18 protein-coding genes are annotated in these 15,229 nt (G+C 40.7%); 17 read left to right on the plus strand and 1 reads right to left on the minus strand.

Annotation, left to right across the window (positions count from 1 at the left end):
* Window positions 1–199: 199 nt before the first annotated feature.
* From EHS11_RS18275 to EHS11_RS18325, 11 genes are all read left to right on the plus strand, one after another.
* Window positions 200–685, plus strand: a complete 486-nt coding sequence (locus tag EHS11_RS18275; RefSeq protein ID WP_135765798.1) for a glutathione peroxidase — start codon at window positions 200–202, stop codon at window positions 683–685.
* Window positions 686–755: 70 nt separating this feature from the next.
* Window positions 756–1,109: a MarR family winged helix-turn-helix transcriptional regulator gene (locus EHS11_RS18280; RefSeq protein ID WP_135765944.1), complete on the plus strand. Its 354-nt coding sequence runs from the start codon at window positions 756–758 to the stop codon at window positions 1,107–1,109.
* Window positions 1,110–1,319: 210 nt separating this feature from the next.
* A complete protein-coding gene (acpS, locus tag EHS11_RS18285) occupies window positions 1,320–1,703 on the plus strand; it encodes a holo-ACP synthase (RefSeq protein WP_135765799.1) in 384 nt (127 codons plus the stop codon).
* A complete protein-coding gene (locus tag EHS11_RS18290) occupies window positions 1,703–1,924 on the plus strand; it encodes a tetratricopeptide repeat protein (protein WP_210413722.1) in 222 nt (73 codons plus the stop codon). The genes acpS and EHS11_RS18290 overlap by 1 nt, the downstream gene beginning before the upstream one ends.
* 10 nt (window positions 1,925–1,934) lie before the next feature.
* A complete protein-coding gene (locus EHS11_RS18295; protein ID WP_135765801.1) occupies window positions 1,935–2,306 on the plus strand; it encodes a bactofilin family protein in 372 nt (123 codons plus the stop codon).
* Window positions 2,307–2,308: 2 nt separating this feature from the next.
* Window positions 2,309–4,099 carry a sensor histidine kinase gene (locus tag EHS11_RS18300; RefSeq protein ID WP_135765802.1) on the plus strand — a complete coding sequence of 597 codons (1,791 nt, stop codon included), beginning with the start codon at window positions 2,309–2,311 and terminating at the stop codon, window positions 4,097–4,099.
* A gap of 11 nt (window positions 4,100–4,110) precedes the next feature.
* On the plus strand, window positions 4,111–4,959 hold the full coding sequence (locus tag EHS11_RS18305; RefSeq protein ID WP_135765803.1) for an SDR family oxidoreductase: 849 nt from the start codon (window positions 4,111–4,113) through the stop codon (window positions 4,957–4,959).
* The gene (locus tag EHS11_RS18310) at window positions 4,960–6,783 is read left to right on the plus strand and encodes a methyl-accepting chemotaxis protein (RefSeq protein ID WP_135765804.1); all 1,824 of its coding nucleotides are present in this window, start codon (window positions 4,960–4,962) and stop codon (window positions 6,781–6,783) included.
* A gap of 31 nt (window positions 6,784–6,814) precedes the next feature.
* Complete coding sequence (locus EHS11_RS18315; RefSeq protein ID WP_135765805.1) at window positions 6,815–8,122, plus strand: PP2C family protein-serine/threonine phosphatase; 1,308 nt, start codon at window positions 6,815–6,817, stop codon at window positions 8,120–8,122.
* 52 nt (window positions 8,123–8,174) lie between these two features.
* Window positions 8,175–9,236 carry an SMP-30/gluconolactonase/LRE family protein gene (locus EHS11_RS18320; protein WP_246048047.1) on the plus strand — a complete coding sequence of 354 codons (1,062 nt, stop codon included), beginning with the start codon at window positions 8,175–8,177 and terminating at the stop codon, window positions 9,234–9,236.
* A 75-nt stretch (window positions 9,237–9,311) separates the two neighbouring features.
* Window positions 9,312–9,758, plus strand: coding sequence for a carboxymuconolactone decarboxylase family protein (locus tag EHS11_RS18325; RefSeq protein WP_135765806.1), 447 nt, complete (start codon window positions 9,312–9,314; stop codon window positions 9,756–9,758).
* Window positions 9,759–9,995: 237 nt separating this feature from the next.
* On the opposite strand, the gene EHS11_RS18330 is transcribed toward EHS11_RS18325, so the two are convergent.
* Window positions 9,996–10,748, minus strand: coding sequence for an EAL domain-containing protein (locus EHS11_RS18330; protein WP_135765807.1), 753 nt, complete (start codon window positions 10,746–10,748; stop codon window positions 9,996–9,998).
* Window positions 10,749–10,895: 147 nt separating this feature from the next.
* Here EHS11_RS18330 and EHS11_RS18335 point away from each other — a divergent pair, with 147 nt between their 5' ends.
* The 6 genes from EHS11_RS18335 (at window position 10,896) to EHS11_RS18360 (ending at window position 15,151) form a co-directional block, all read left to right on the plus strand.
* A complete protein-coding gene (locus EHS11_RS18335) occupies window positions 10,896–11,366 on the plus strand; it encodes a MarR family winged helix-turn-helix transcriptional regulator (RefSeq protein WP_135765808.1) in 471 nt (156 codons plus the stop codon).
* On the plus strand, window positions 11,363–11,848 hold the full coding sequence (locus tag EHS11_RS18340) for a bleomycin resistance protein (protein WP_135765809.1): 486 nt from the start codon (window positions 11,363–11,365) through the stop codon (window positions 11,846–11,848). Before EHS11_RS18335 ends, EHS11_RS18340 begins: the two co-directional genes overlap by 4 nt.
* Before the next feature lie 344 nt (window positions 11,849–12,192).
* Window positions 12,193–13,713 carry an HDOD domain-containing protein gene (locus EHS11_RS18345; protein WP_135765810.1) on the plus strand — a complete coding sequence of 507 codons (1,521 nt, stop codon included), beginning with the start codon at window positions 12,193–12,195 and terminating at the stop codon, window positions 13,711–13,713.
* Window positions 13,714–13,764: 51 nt separating this feature from the next.
* Window positions 13,765–14,514: an SDR family oxidoreductase gene (locus EHS11_RS18350; protein WP_135765811.1), complete on the plus strand. Its 750-nt coding sequence runs from the start codon at window positions 13,765–13,767 to the stop codon at window positions 14,512–14,514.
* 151 nt (window positions 14,515–14,665) lie between these two features.
* A complete protein-coding gene (locus tag EHS11_RS18355) occupies window positions 14,666–14,848 on the plus strand; it encodes a hypothetical protein (RefSeq protein WP_135765812.1) in 183 nt (60 codons plus the stop codon).
* Window positions 14,849–15,151, plus strand: a complete 303-nt coding sequence (locus EHS11_RS18360) for a type II toxin-antitoxin system RelE/ParE family toxin (protein ID WP_135765813.1) — start codon at window positions 14,849–14,851, stop codon at window positions 15,149–15,151. It begins immediately after the preceding gene.
* The last annotated feature ends 78 nt before the right edge of the window (window positions 15,152–15,229 follow it).

The raw sequence follows: 15,229 nt of genomic DNA on the forward strand, positions 1-15,229 counted from the left end.
GGGTGGAACCCCACCCAGGATCAGCTTCGCTGATGATTTTTCGAATACTTCTTCGCTTCTATTGGCACAGAAGAAGGGGCGGGGATGCTAAGGATTCCACCGCATTCCCCAACTTTGAATTTTACAGAGGATCTTTAAAAAAAAAGATTGTGCACAACTTAATTGCCTGTCATCATTGCAATAACAAGAGGTTTTCAAAATGGCAGAAGATTTTTATCAAATCAAAGTAAAACGGGGAAGTGAAGAAATCCCTTTGTCCAATTTTAAAGACAAAGTTCTTCTTATTGTAAACACTGCTAGCGAGTGCGGTTTCACACCGCAATACAAAGGTTTACAGGAAACCTACGAGAAATTGCATACCAAGGGTTTTGAGATTCTCGCCTTTCCTTGCAACCAGTTCAACGGACAAGAGCCGGGCTCCGATGAGCAGATCAAACTTTTTTGCGAAAGAACTTTCAGCACGACGTTTCCTATTTTTTCAAAGTTGGAGGTGAATGGTCCGAACACAGATCCTCTTTACCAACATTTAAAAAAACAAGCGCCAGGAATATTCGGTTCTTTGGATTTAAAATGGAATTTTACAAAATTTTTGATAGATAAAAAGGGAAATGTTATTAAGCGTTATGCGCCTATTACGAAGCCGGAAGCGATTGTAAAAGATATCGAGGAATTGATTGCAAAATAAAGCGAACAAGGGAGAAATTCTTTTACTTAAGAACCAAATCTGTTTTTCCCTGTATTCGGCAACGCATAGGATGATGAAAATGTATCGTCCTTTGCTTACCGAACTGAATTTGACTTATCCTCAATACCTTGTAATGCTTGTTTTGTGGGAAGAGGATGGGCTTTCCGTAAGTGAAATCGGTGAGAGGTTAAGTCTTGATTCGGGTACATTGACACCTCTTTTGAAAAGAATGCAAATTGCAAATCTTTTGGAAAGAAAGAGGGGAGAAGAAGATGAAAGAGTAGTCACTGTAAGGTTGACTTCTTTGGGAAAAAAATTACATACAAAAGCATTGTCAGTTCCTGAAAAAATATTTTGCCAAATGGGAATTTCTCTCCAGGAAGTTTTTTCCCTTAAGGAAACGTTGCATCGGTTGGGAGCTTAGATCACCTATATATCGTTAGATTTATACCTTTGCGAGAGGGATGCGGAGGGCGCGGAACGCGGTCGCTATGCGACGGTCACCCCGGAGCAGCCTGGTCCCTGACTCGTTGGAATTTCTGACAAAAATCATCGGGACTCGCCCTAAAGTTTTCCCGGTACCATCCGAAACAGGCTCGACCTATGAATGATGGGGCGGAATCCTTGTGATGGAATGATTTCCGTTGGCAATGACATAGTCGAAAACGACCGAATCCGGGATCTATTGGAAAAACACGGAGATCGTTTTCTGAAACGGGTATTTACGGACGGAGAAGTGGAATACTGCCACAAACACAAAGACCCCATCCCATATCTTGCCGGGAGGTTTGCCTGCAAGGAAGCTTTGATCAAGGCATTGTCCCTTGATCCGGGCGAAGTTGCGGATATGAAAGAAATCGAACTCGCAGGCGCCAATTTCGGAAAAAAAACGCTGGTCATGCACGGGAAAACGGAGAAATTTTTCCAAGCAAAAGGTTTCACCCATAGTTCGGTGTCCATTAGTCATGGGAGAAATCACTCGACGGCAGTCGTTGTTTTGTACAAGGAGAAATTATGATCGTAACAGAAAAGATGCATCAAGTTGTGGCACTTTACAACCAAGGACTTGCCCTTTACAAAGAAAGAAAGTTCGCGGAAGCAAAAGCAACATTTCAAAAAGCAATACAAATTGATCCGGAAGACGGCCCATCGCAATTGTATATCGAAAGATGTGATGATTATATCGCAGAACCTCCTCCCGAAGATTGGGACGGGGTTTATAATATGAAAACAAAATAATTAGAGATTTATGTCCAAAAAAAATACACAACCGATTGTCACCGAACATGGAGTGATTGCTACCATTCTCGGTAAAGAAACAGCGTTTAACGGAACTTTAGCTTTCAAAAAGCCATTGCAGATATCCGGAGATTTTATCGGAGAGATCATTTCCGACGGTTATCTGGTAGTCAGTGAAGGTGCCAGAGTCAAAGCGAATGTGAAGGCAGGCACCGTAGTCGTCGGTGGAACCATCATTGGAAATGTGACGGCTACACAAAGATTGGAAATGTTATCATCCGGAAAAGTCCAAGGAAACATCCGTACTGCAAAATTACAAATCGCAGACGGAGTGGTATTCGACGGAAACTGCGAAATGATTAGCAGCGAAGAAGAAACTTAATCTTGTGGCAGTTTCATCCGTATAGCTTACTTTTAGGTTTTGCATTTTGCCTCAATTTGATATTGGGGCTTTTCGTTCTTCGCTCCATCCAACTCACTCTCATCCGTTATCTACTGGTCATGATCGTAGGCTGTCTCGTTTGGACAGGCTTTTACGGATTTGACTTTCTTCTCATCGACAAAGATTGGCATAGGTTTCGGATTTATTTCATTCATGCCGGCATCATCATCGCTACGTTAGGTGGGACTCTCTCTACAATCGGTTTCACTCTGAACAGACAGCTGCTGACCCGCAGGATGTGGATACTTTTATCCATACAACCGCTTCTAATGGCTATGATCATACTATTCGATCCTTTATTTGGGACGCTTTTACAAGACACTCATATCGAAATCATTGAAGGAAGAACCCAATGGGTGCAGGTTCTCGCTCTTCCGGGACAGATTGTGGAACTGGGCGGATCTACCATCTGGTCCTGTTATATTGCCTATCTCATTCTTAAGAGCATACTGAATACCAGAGCCCCCGCAAGAAACCAATTCTATCTGATACTGGTTTCTTTCATCGTTCTTTGGACGACAACCGTTTTCCATGTGTTAGGGGTTCGTCCTTTCCCCGGTTTGGCGCTGGCTCCCGTTACATTATCCGTTCAGGTTCTGATATTCTTTTTTGCAATCGGTTATTATCGTATGTTCGATCTGGTTCCTTTGGTAAGAGGGGAAATTGTAGACGAATTGGATGATCCGGTTGTGATCCTTGACGGCAGAAACCGGGTGATCGACTGGAATATTGTCGCTGAACAACTATTTGCCGATGGAAGAAGGTATCTGACTTTGAGTTCCACCGAAGTTTTTTTTCAGTCTTATCCCGAACTTTCCCAAAAAATACAAAACCTTTCAGAAAAAAGAAATTTGATTCAATGGAGATGGGAATCCAAAGACCCGCTCCGGGACTGGGACGTCCGGGTGAAAAGAGTCAGAGACAGATACCGCATTAGCATTGGTTTGGTGGTGGTGTTTCGGGATATTACCGATCAGAAAAAATTAGAATCCCAAATGGTGGATGCAAATCGCTCCCTTTCTTACGCGAATGCTACCAAAGACAGATTTCTTTCCATTATATCTCATGATTTGCGGGGTCCGCTTGCAGGGATCAAAGTTCTATTAAAAATTCTGAATGAGAAGGTGAAAGAGGAAGACACCGAGATATATGAAATGACAAAATCTCTTGTTGATGCTTCCGAGTCTGTTTTTTCCCTTTTGGAAAACCTTTTGGAATGGTCCAAATTGCAAAGAGGTCAAGAGGAATTTCATCCCAATTTTACAAACGTAAATGATATTGTAAATGAAACGATTTATCTTTTCGAGCTGAATGCTAAAACAAAATCCATTCAGATCCAAAATTCCATACCTACCCATGCCACAGTATTTTGCGACGACCAGATGATTCTTACCGTACTTCGGAATTTCCTCTCCAATGCGATCAAGTTCAGCTATAATAGCAGCAGCATTCGGATTGAAGCGGAAGAAGAAGGGATGATGTGGAGAATCAAAGTCATTGATTCGGGGGTTGGAATTTCTGCCGATATTTTGAAAAAACTTTTTCACGTAGGAGAAACGATCAAATCCATTGGAACCCAAGGGGAAAATGGAAGCGGAATCGGGCTGTTACTTTGTCAAGAATTTGTTGAGCGAAATCAAGGTAAGATCCGGGTGGAAAGCGAAATTGGAAGAGGTTCCGTATTTTCCTTTACGCTTTGCAAGACTGCTTTTCCATTAGATACCAGCGAGTAGGAGAGGAGTTTATGTCAGAAAAAATTGTAATCATCACCGGTGCAACGGATGGAATTGGAAAAGTCGCGGCAAGAGAGATCTTAAAAAAAGGTTACTCCGTTGCGTTAGTCGCGAGAAACAAAGAAAAACTAAATCAAGTCAATACGGAACTTGCTCCTTTCGCCGTCAAAAATTCCATATCTCTCTACCAAGCGGATTTGAGCTCGCTGAAAGAAACGAAGAAAGTTGCCGAAAAGATCAAAAAAGATTTTCCAAAGATTCATGTGCTCCTCAACAATGCGGGCGCCTTTTTTTCGGATAGGGCCGTCACCGGGGAAGGATTAGAGTCTACTTTTGCCTTAAACCATTTGAATTATTTCGTATTTGCCGATGTCCTGATTCCTTGCTTACACGCGTCAGGCGAAGGTAGGATTGTAAATGTTGCTTCCGGGGCTCATTTCGGAGTTTCACTTGATTTTGACAATCTACAGGGAGAAACAAAATACTCAGGATGGAAACAATACCAAAAATCAAAATTAATGAATGTATATTTCACATATGAATTGGATGAAAGACTGAAAGAAAAGTCAATTACTGTCAATTGCCTTCATCCCGGTTTTGTCAAAACCAAATTCGGTCATAATAACATCGGTTTTACGAAGTCTTTCATTCAGTTCGTACAAAACCTGTTTGCGATCAATGAAGACAAAGGTGCGAAAACATCCGTTTTTCTTGCTACCTCGGATGAAGTTAAAAACGTAACCGGTCAGTACTTCGAAAAATCAAGAGCGAAAAAAAGTTCAAAACAATCATATGATATTGCCGCAAGAAAAGAACTCTGGAAAAGGTCGGAACAAATAGCAAAGACTATACTCAAATAGATGATATCATCTAATTTTTACAGAACTCTTACGGTTCGATTGGAATTTATTACCTATATTCTGGTCGTTCCTATGGCTTGCGTATTTATCATATTCGCAAATGGTTTCGACTTCCTGGAATCGCTATACTTTCTCGGGGGAGCGACTGCTGCGAGTACGGTAACGGGAATCGTTTTTCCTTCTCTGCGTTATCTGTATTTGAAGCGGATCGTGATGAATGCGGAGAATGGAAAACTTTCGGGTGACACATCATTGCTGATTTCCGCAAAAGCCAAACTTTTGAATTTCCCTTTGTTGGAAACGGTATTCGTCCAATCCCAGTGGATCACAGGTATAATGATAGCTGCTTCTATCACGGATTATTTGGTGAATATGGGTTTTTGGGGATGGTTTAGTTTTGCTTTTACCTATTTTATTATATTTTTCGTAAATAACGTATCTCATTTTTTTACAACAGAGATCATTATCGGTAGGGAGTTGTCTTCGGAAGAATGGATCAACATTTCCGTACAAAATGTCCGGTTGATTTCATTCCGCGCTCGTATATTTTTTTCCATGTTATCCGTTGTTTGGCTCTGTTTCTTTCTCTTTGGTTACCTTTTGTTTTTGGAAACCCAAAAGGTAACGATCCTCGACAACTTTTGGTATTTTCTTCCTACGATCGGGATACAGTTATGCCTGATTGTAGGAATGATCACTTATTTGTTTGCTTATTCCGCGAAAAAGAATACAAACGATCTAGTTCGGAAGCTGCAGGATTTGGCCAAAGGAAAGATCGGAGATCAAAATGCCATGATCAGTTCCGATGAAATCGGATTTGTTACAATTTCCGTAAATCAATTCTCTTCCCAATTGGAATCCGTTACTTCCGAGATCGGAAAGGAATCCGACAAATTATTCCTGTTTTCGGAAAACCTGCTTGGTTCCGTTAAACTAACAACGGAGAGATTGATGGACCAAGCCGCTGCGGCGGAAGAGATGTCTGCGGCAACACAGGAATTGCATACCAAATCGGAACAAGTTCTTTCCAAAACGGATCATCAAATGAAGCAAATGGAAAAAACCAATCTTTCCTTGAATCTTCTTAACGAAAAGATCCGCGAGATTCAATCTAACAGTGAAAAGGCGGTTTCCCAGTCGGAACAAATGGAAAAGGTTGCTGAATCCGGTAGCAACAAAATCAAAACAAATATCGGACAGATGGAAGATATTCGTGATATCACTCTCAAAATTCAAGGCATCTCGGGACTTGTAGGAGAGATCGCAGACCGAGTAGGGTTATTGTCTTTGAACGCATCGATTGAAGCCGCTCGTGCGGGAGATGCGGGAAGAGGTTTTGCCGTAGTTGCTCAGGAAATATCCAAGTTAGGCGAATCCACTCAGAAAAATTCGAAGGATATAGATTCCTTGGTGAATAAAGCCGTGTCCATCGTAAACCTGGGAACCGATTCTATGAAGGAATTGGGAAGTTCCATGGGAAGTATCTTATCTTATGTGGAAGAGGCGATTCATAATATTCGTGGCATTCAAATCACAAGCAAGGAACAATCGGAAATTAGCAGTTTGGTAAGTGAAGATTCGGTCAATCTTTTTAAAATTACGGAAGAGATCGTGATTGCAAACCAAGAACAGACAATGACATTTCAGGAGATTGCAAATGCGGTGAGTAAAGTGGCAGAAAATACAAGTTATCTTGTAAATATTTCCGAAGACAATCACGGACTTGCAAACTCACTTCAAGACCAAGCATCTCAGCTGCAAAAAACATTAAGTTTTTTTAATATTTCGGGCCAACATCCCGATAATCAACGAAGGCATCCGTAAGGTTTCATACTTATGTACCTATCCTAATTATATGTTAAATCAAGAAGACTTAAGTTTCTTACGGGAAAAAATGACGCAGGTTCATTTCAAAAAAGGGGACTTGGTCATTGAACAGGATAGCGACGGAAGTTCTTTTTATTTGATCGATCAGGGTTCCGTTCATGTATGGAAATTCCTGGATGAAACAAAGGGAGATCGACTTGATATAGGTGATCTTGTCCCGGGCGATTATTTCGGAGAGATCGCATTGATTGACTCCGCCCCGAGGACCGTAAACGTAACTGCAAATGATGATGTGATTCTCTGGGAAATGACCAGAGATAGTTTTCGAGAATTATTATATTCTAATCCTTCTATGACGGTGTTTTTGTTGAAGATCCTTACGGCAAGGATCAGAAACTCGGAACAAAGAGAAAATCAGGTTCTCAGTACAAAAAACAAAAATCTGATTCAAACCAACAGGGAATTGGAAATTGCCTTGGATGAACTTCGAATGAACGAAGCGGTTCGTGCGGCTCTTATGGAGGAGCTGCAAAAACAAAATGAAAATTTGGAAAAGATGGTCAAAGAAAGGACCGCAAAATTGCAACAGTCTCTGGAAATCATCCGAGAGGACTTGGAAACTGCAAAAACCATCCAAAGAAATATTCTACCTCTGAATACTACGATGGTCGCCGAATTACAGTTTAGTTCCCGATTCGAACCGATGAGTGAAGTCGGCGGAGACGTCTTTGATGTGTTTCGGATGAAACCGGATCGGATTCGGCTTTTCCTTGCGGATGCGATCGGCCATGGAGTTCAGGCGGCACTCATCACTATGGCGATCAAAGCTGAGTTCGATCATATCAAAAAAGAAATAGAAACACCTTCCGATTTGCTTTTGCATTTGAATCAGGTTTTTTTGGAAAGGTATGGAGAAAGAGCCACTCAGTTCACCGCTGTGGTCGTGGATATATTGCTTTCCGAATCTCAAATTTCCTATTCCTGCGCAGGACATAACGAGCCTTATATTTTATCCCAAGGCGGAATCATTCCCTTGGATGAGTACGGCATCATGCTCGGTTTGGAAAAAAATCCTGTTCTTACTACTCAATCCCTTCCTTTTTCTCCGGGAGACAGACTCTATATGATTTCAGACGGGATCATGGAACAAGAAAACACGAAAGGAGAGTTTTTCGGGGAATCCAGATTGAAAAAAGAAATTTTGAAAACCGAAAAACTATCATTGGATCTTTCCGTAGAAAACCTAATCGAAACATTTCATCGGTTCAAGGGAGGGAAAGAGATGATGGATGATGTTACCATACTTTGTATCGGGATGGAAGTTCCAAAAAAATAAAGCTTCTCTTTTTATAATTCTCTGGATCATTTAATGCATAGAGGTGATCCTTGTGAGACCAAATTCCTTTTCCTTATATTCGGTTTTTCTATTAAACCTCCTTTTTTTTCACTCTTGCCGCTCTTTCGATCCGCTTCCTTACGAACCTCCCAAAAAACCTCCAATGGAAGCTGCGTATTCGGTTAACACTAGTTTGCGGGATTCCGAACTCATCGCGCAGGGCAAAGTGCAAGGATTGGAATCTTTGGATGTCGACCTTGCCGGAAATATTTACGGAGGTGACAAAGAGGGAAATATCGTTCGTATCGATTCGAAAGGCAACTTGGAAGTTCTGGCGAATACTGGAGGTAGACCTCTCGGATTGCAATTTGACGGTTCGGGCAATTTGATCATTGCGGATGCATACAAAGGACTCTTGAGCTTGGGGAAAAATGGGCAATTAACAGTTCTTAGTTTCGAATTCGAAGGAGTTCCTTTTCGATTTACTGATGATGTGGATATTGCAAAAGACGGTAAAATCTACTTTACCGATGCAAGTGTTTACGAGCAAAAAGAGTATCTATTGGATTTACTCGAATCCCGGCCTTACGGGCGGCTTTTCGTTTATGATCCGAAAACGAAGCAAACCAAGCTTTTGTTAGATGGAATGTACTTTGCCAACGGAGTCGCATTGTCCAAAAACGAAGACTTTATACTGATCAATGAAACCTATCAGTACAAGGTCAGCCGGTTTTGGCTGAAAGGCAAAAAAGCGGGAATAAAGGAAGAGTTCATTTCCAACTTACCCGGATTTCCCGACAACATCACCCGGAATGAAAAGGGTGAATTTTGGGTAGCCTTATTTACCGTGAGAAACGACCGAATGGATAAAATGCATCCTTCTCCCTTCCTGAAAAAACTCACATCCAAGCTACCCAAATTTCTTTGGCCGAAACCTGAACCTTACGGTTTTGCGGTTCGATTGAATGAAAATGGAAACGTAATTTCCACGGTTCAGGATCCGGGAGGGGAAGTTTTAAAGGAAATCACATCTGCATTGGAAAAAAACGGGAATTTGTATTTGGGTAGTTTGTATTCGGATCGTGTCGGCAAACTAAAGTTAAGAGATAAATAATTTACATATAAACCTGAATCAAAGGGCTTGCATTTTTTCCGAGCTGAGTTAGGATGATGGCCGAGGTAAATCGATATGCAACAAAGAATCAGTATTAGAGATTTACAGCCCGAAGCTTATAAGGCTATGTTTGGTTTGGAAAATTATCTACATTCCACAGGGATAGATAAAAAATTGAAAGAGCTGATCAAAGTTCGGGCGTCGCAAATCAACGGATGTGCCTACTGCATTCAACTTCATGCGGCGGATGCACGAAAAGCCGGAGAAACGGAACAAAGAATTTACGCTCTCAGTGCTTGGTGGGAGACTCCCATTTTTACGGAACAGGAAAAAGTAGTTTTGGCAATGACGGACGAGATCACTCGTATTGCTGAAAAAGGTTTAAGCGAACAAACATACAAAGCCGCTAAAAAGATTTTTAATGATAACAATATTGCGCAGATCATTATGCAGATTTCCATTATCAATACATGGAATCGGATTGCTATAGCGACTCATATGTTCCATCCGCCTGCGGAGTGATTGAAGTCGAAGACGTCATGGAAGGTCTTGGGTTTCAAGATCTTTCATCGGCTTCTTTTCTCTTTCGTCTTCAACGGCAGAAAAAATTCCCCATTCCTTGGAAGTAAGGAGGCTCGGATTTCTTTTTCCACAACCACCGCCATTACAAAAACCGCTTTTCCCGCATCCAATATCGTTTTTAGCACACATGAAATACCACTTTATTGTTATATTCTAAAATAGAACGAAACCAGATCATCAAACGTATAAATTCCCGAATTTGAACAAATATCCTTGCAACAAGGGGAAACCGAGTGTTTTGGCTAAAAGATAATCTTCCTTTGTTTCCACTCCTTCCAAAATGCAGTTGATATCCGACTTGATCGCAAAGTTCAAAAATCCTTTAACAATTTCCTTATAGGAGTCTCTTTCTTTGAAAAGTTGGAACCAATACTTGTCGAATTTGAGATACTTGACATCTTCTAAAAAATCAAAACAGAAAAGATTGCGTTTTCCGCCTATGTCATCCAATGCCAATGTGATACCGGCTTCTTTAAGTTTGGTGATGCAATAGTCGGATTCTTCAATCAAAGTCGAATCCGTGTTTTCTATCATTTCGCAGACTATATCTTTTTTGGGACCGAGATAGGATTTCCAAAACTCAGCTTGTTCTTCATTTTTACAAACATGAGGATCAAGATTTAAGAATAGCGGATAACCTTGCGGCCGATTGGCGACTTGAAAGAATTTCAAAGCACGTTCCCATTCATAAAACAGATCAGGGTCTTTGTGTAAGGTTTGGAAAACCAAATCGGGAGATAGGTTTCTGCCTTCGTAACGAAACCTGGCCAATGCCTCATATCCGAAGGTTTGACTGGTCTCAACGGAAACGATCGGTTCAAATTCAGTATGTAAGGAACGATGAGTAAGCATCGTTTGAAGAATTCCAAGAAGAGAGGTATCTTCCTCCGGGCTTAGAACTTCGTTTTGCGGATCTAATAGGTAATTCATCGAACTCTCCTTGCTTACCCATTGCAACGCGGGGGAGGGAATTTGTCAAAGAAAAATGATAATGATTCTCAAAATCATTATCTGTATTTTGGGCACCCGGTTTGAAATTTATTTGACAATGTATTGTCGGAGTGGAAGCTAATTGTCGTGTCTAAGATTAGTTCCAGCGGGAAGGTTTTTTCCGAAATTATCCTGGAAGTCTTTCGGATCAACCGGTTGCTTTTGGATTTCGGAGATAGGATTACGGAACCTGTAGGTCTAAGTAGTACCAAATGGCAGGTCTTAGGCGTTGTTGAACATGGTCCCGCACCTGTTCCTCAAATTGCTCGTATAATGGGTCTTACGCGGCAGGCAGTTCAGCAAACTGCAAATAGTCTTGAAGAAGAAGGGATGATCCGTTTTACGGACAATCCTCACCATATACGGGCAAAACTGCTTAACATAACTCCGAAAGGGCGTAAAGCATTGGATTATGTGCAGTCAGAACAAAAAGATTGGGCCAATCGGATTTCCGAAAAGCATGGTTTGGATCAACTGAAAACCTTGCAGAAGGAATTATTGGCAATCAAGGAAAGTCTGGAAGAAGACATACTCGATGTTTCAGAGAGCGAATTATGAGCGAATTCACAATACCTATGTTGCCATGTTCTTCCGTTAAGGAAGTGATAAAATTTTACCAATCGCTTGGTTTTGAAATTACCCGTAAACCGACTGGGCCAAATCCTTATGTATGCGCTCGTTTTGGCGGTATAGAGATTCATTTTTTTGCAATGAAACAAGCTGCTTCGAAAGGATCGTATGGTACCTGTTATGTTTCGACGTCGGATGTGGACGGATTGTACAAATCTTTTGCCGATTCTTTAAAAAGAAATTTCGGAAAAATTCCTTCTTCTGGAATTCCAAGACTTACTCCTATCAAAGATCTTTCTTTGGAGGAACGCGGATTTGATATTGTGGATCCGACAGGAAACTGGATTCGGATTGGACAGAAAACGGACAAAAAACCTGTTGCAGTTTCTTCCTCTCCCAAGGTAACAAAATCCATTTTTAAGAATTCGGGCAAAGCGGGTTTGGATAAGGTATTTTTTCCTTATCTGTAACAAATCTACCCGGAAATTCGATCCGTGTTTTTCGTATAACAACGATCAATTGTTAATTGATCGTTGGAAAATAAAAGAACAAATCGGACGAAGTGTCTATGAAAAACGCTACGAATTGCTTAGTAAATATACTAAATCTATATTCAAAATCGCACATATTTTTGTATATTATGAATTTAGATTTAGTACTCTTCCTTTACTTTTTTTTCGGAAAATTTATTTACGAATACGAATATATTCATCTCAATCCTTGCAAAGATGCGGATTATTTTCGTCATATTTGATGAAATCCGTGCTCTTAGGCTTAGCCCTAAGGGTAGGACTTGCAAGAAGGGAGAATTTTAATGTCTGCTGCGAAACCTTTGCCATTGGAATACAAAGACAGTTTAGGAATGCATAGCAATATCCCGGATATCAATCATCCGATTCAGGAAAACCTTCCTTTTCATTTTAAATTTTTCAACATCAACGAACATATCGAAAACACATTATACCAGACTTTGGACCGATTCCTTTTGCAATTGGATATTGTTTTTATCAGAGATTCCGTGTTAGCTGCCGTTAAAGAAACCGTAACAAATGCAGTCAAGGCGAATGTGAAGCGGGTTTATTTCAATACGCTTCAATTGGACATTCAAAACTCTGCGGATTATCAAAGTAGGATGATTGATTTTAAAAAATCCTACTTTGACAATCGGGATGAATTCGAGGAAGGACTTTTAAAATACAATTACGGTGTCTTTGTATCGTTTATTCATAATAAGACGATGATGCGTATCAGGATTATGAATAACGTGGAACTTACGGAGGAAGAGTCCAGCCGAATCAAACTCAGATTGGAAAAGGCAAAAACTTACAATGATTTGGCGGAAGCATATATGGATATTTCCAGCGATCAGGAAGGAGCGGGACTCGGTCTTATCATGACCCTTATGATGTTGAAGAATGACGGCTTGGGGGATTCTGCTTTCAAATTCGAAAGCAGCGGAAACAAAACGATTTTTATGATTGATGTTCCCACTCAGATGGCGAAAGACAACGCAAAGATATCCAAAGCGGATAAGATCATTTCCGAATTAGATCAGTTGCCTACGTTCCCGAAAACCATCCAAGATATCCAAACTGCCATAGAGAAACCGAATTCCAGCATCGGTCAGATTGCCGAGATGATTAAAAAAGATATTTCCCTTTCTGCAAATATTCTGAAACTTTCCAATTCGGCTGCATTCAATCGGGGGGGAAGGGTGGAAACATTGGACCGCGCCATCCAATTGATCGGACTGAAAGAATTACAATCCCTATTATACTCTCTTGGAACCAAACAGATATTAGAAGATAAGTTTCCCGCTTTCCAAGCTATCTGGGATAAGTCGAATGAATGCGCTTATTATTGCAAATGGATTGCTGAAAAAATGGGAATGCCTAAAAACATAATGAGCAATCTACTCTCTGCATCACTTCTTCATGATATAGGAGAAATTCTTTTAGTATCTTTTGAGTCCGATAAGATGGGCCAAATCAAATCCTATTCTAATTCCAAAGAAATCGCCTCCGCCATCTCTCTGGAAGAAGCCAGTTTCGGAATCACCCATACCAAACTCGGTGCGCTTGTTGCTGAAAAATGGAATTTTCCGGAAGTGTATGCAAGTGCTATGGAATACCACCATCGTCCTATGCTTGTGGAAGAGATGTACAAAGAAATCGTATATCCTATCTACTTGGGTGATATGATGATTATGATCAATCAAAAAGAGGCCAAAAGTTCGGAGATTCCCAAAGAGGTGCTTAACTTTTGCAAATTTGCCACAGTCGGCGAGTTTGATTCCGCTCGGATCAAGTTAAAAGAAAGCCACCAAAAACTCTGAAGTTTTATTTATTCTGTGGATATTTTTCCACCGGGTCAGCAATTTCTGACTATGAATAGGAATATCATTATCACAGGGGCAAGTTCAGGGATCGGCGAAGCGCTTGCATTCGAATTTGCCAAACGAGGCTACGGGCTTGGACTCACGGCGAGAAGATTGAATGTTTTAAAATCCATTCAGAAAAAAATAAAAGAACAATATCCTAATATTCAAATTGAAATCCAGGCTTTGGATGTAACCGATTATTCCAAAATACCGGTTGTACTTAAAAAACTAACAAATGCTTTGGGAAGTTTGGAGATACTTGTTGCCAATGCGGGTATGTCCGCATCACAAGCGGTAGGTTCCGGAAACTTTGAAGGAGATCGGGCTACGATTGAAACCAATCTTTTGGGCGCCATTGCTACCGTCGAAGCAGGGGTTCAAATCATGAAAAAAGGAAAATCAGGTCAAATCGTAGGGATTTCTTCCGTAGCAGGATTTCGGGGAATTGCGGGAGCGGCCAGTTATTCCGCGTCCAAGGCAGGGCTTTCCGTTTATCTTGAGGCTGCGAGAAACGATGTAAAGGAATTCGGAATTCATATAACAACCATTAATCCGGGTTACATTGACACTCCGATCAATCAAAAAAGAAAGGTACGTCCTTTTGTGATTACCGTCGAAAAAGGTGCCGCCATTATCGCCAAACAGATCGAAGGTCGGGTTTTCGAAGTTTGCGCTCCCGTATTTCCTTGGGTCATTCTCGGAACGATTATGAAAATTCTCCCCGGTTGGGTGTGGAGGAGGATAAAGGTAAGATAGTGTGTGGGGCAGCGAGTGTATTTTGGACGAGCGAAAAAAGTAACAACATAGCTGAAATCATTTCGCTTTTTAGACTTGATTTCCAAAAAATCAATCCTTAAATGATCTTGTGAAATTAGAATCCAAGCTAACTATCGCTGAAATCAAGAACATGGATTTAAATGATCAAATAGAAGCGCTTGCTTCTATTTGGGATCATATCGCAGAGTCCAATCCGGCTCTTCCGCTTTCTCAGGAAGATATGGATTTGCTTGACCATCGCTTTGATTCCGAAAAACACATTGACGGTGCACATTGGAACAGCATTAAAAACAAGCTATTTGATAAGTCCTAAATGGATAGCTATCCTATTCGGGTAAAGTCATCTGCAGAATCAGATATTCTCGACGCTTTTTCTTTTTATGAAAACCAAAAGACTGGTCTCGGTTCTCAATATATTTTTGAAATTGACAAGGTATTTAGTAGAATTTCAAAATTCCCGAAAATAGGCAAAGTTGTTTATAAAGATTTTCATCAAATCTTAACTTTAAAGTTTCCATTTAGAATTTTCTATAAAGTCGATAATCATGAAGTTCACATTTATGCTGTAATTCATCAAAGCCGTGAATTTCAGAAACTATTGAGAAAGAAGATTTAATAGTCACCGGAACGATTATGAAAATTCTCCCCGGTTGGGTGTGGAGGAGGATAAAGGTAAGATAAGTAGAAGTTGGAA

Source organism: Leptospira ilyithenensis, assembly GCF_004771005.1.
GTDB lineage: Bacteria > Spirochaetota > Leptospiria > Leptospirales > Leptospiraceae > Leptospira_A > Leptospira_A ilyithenensis.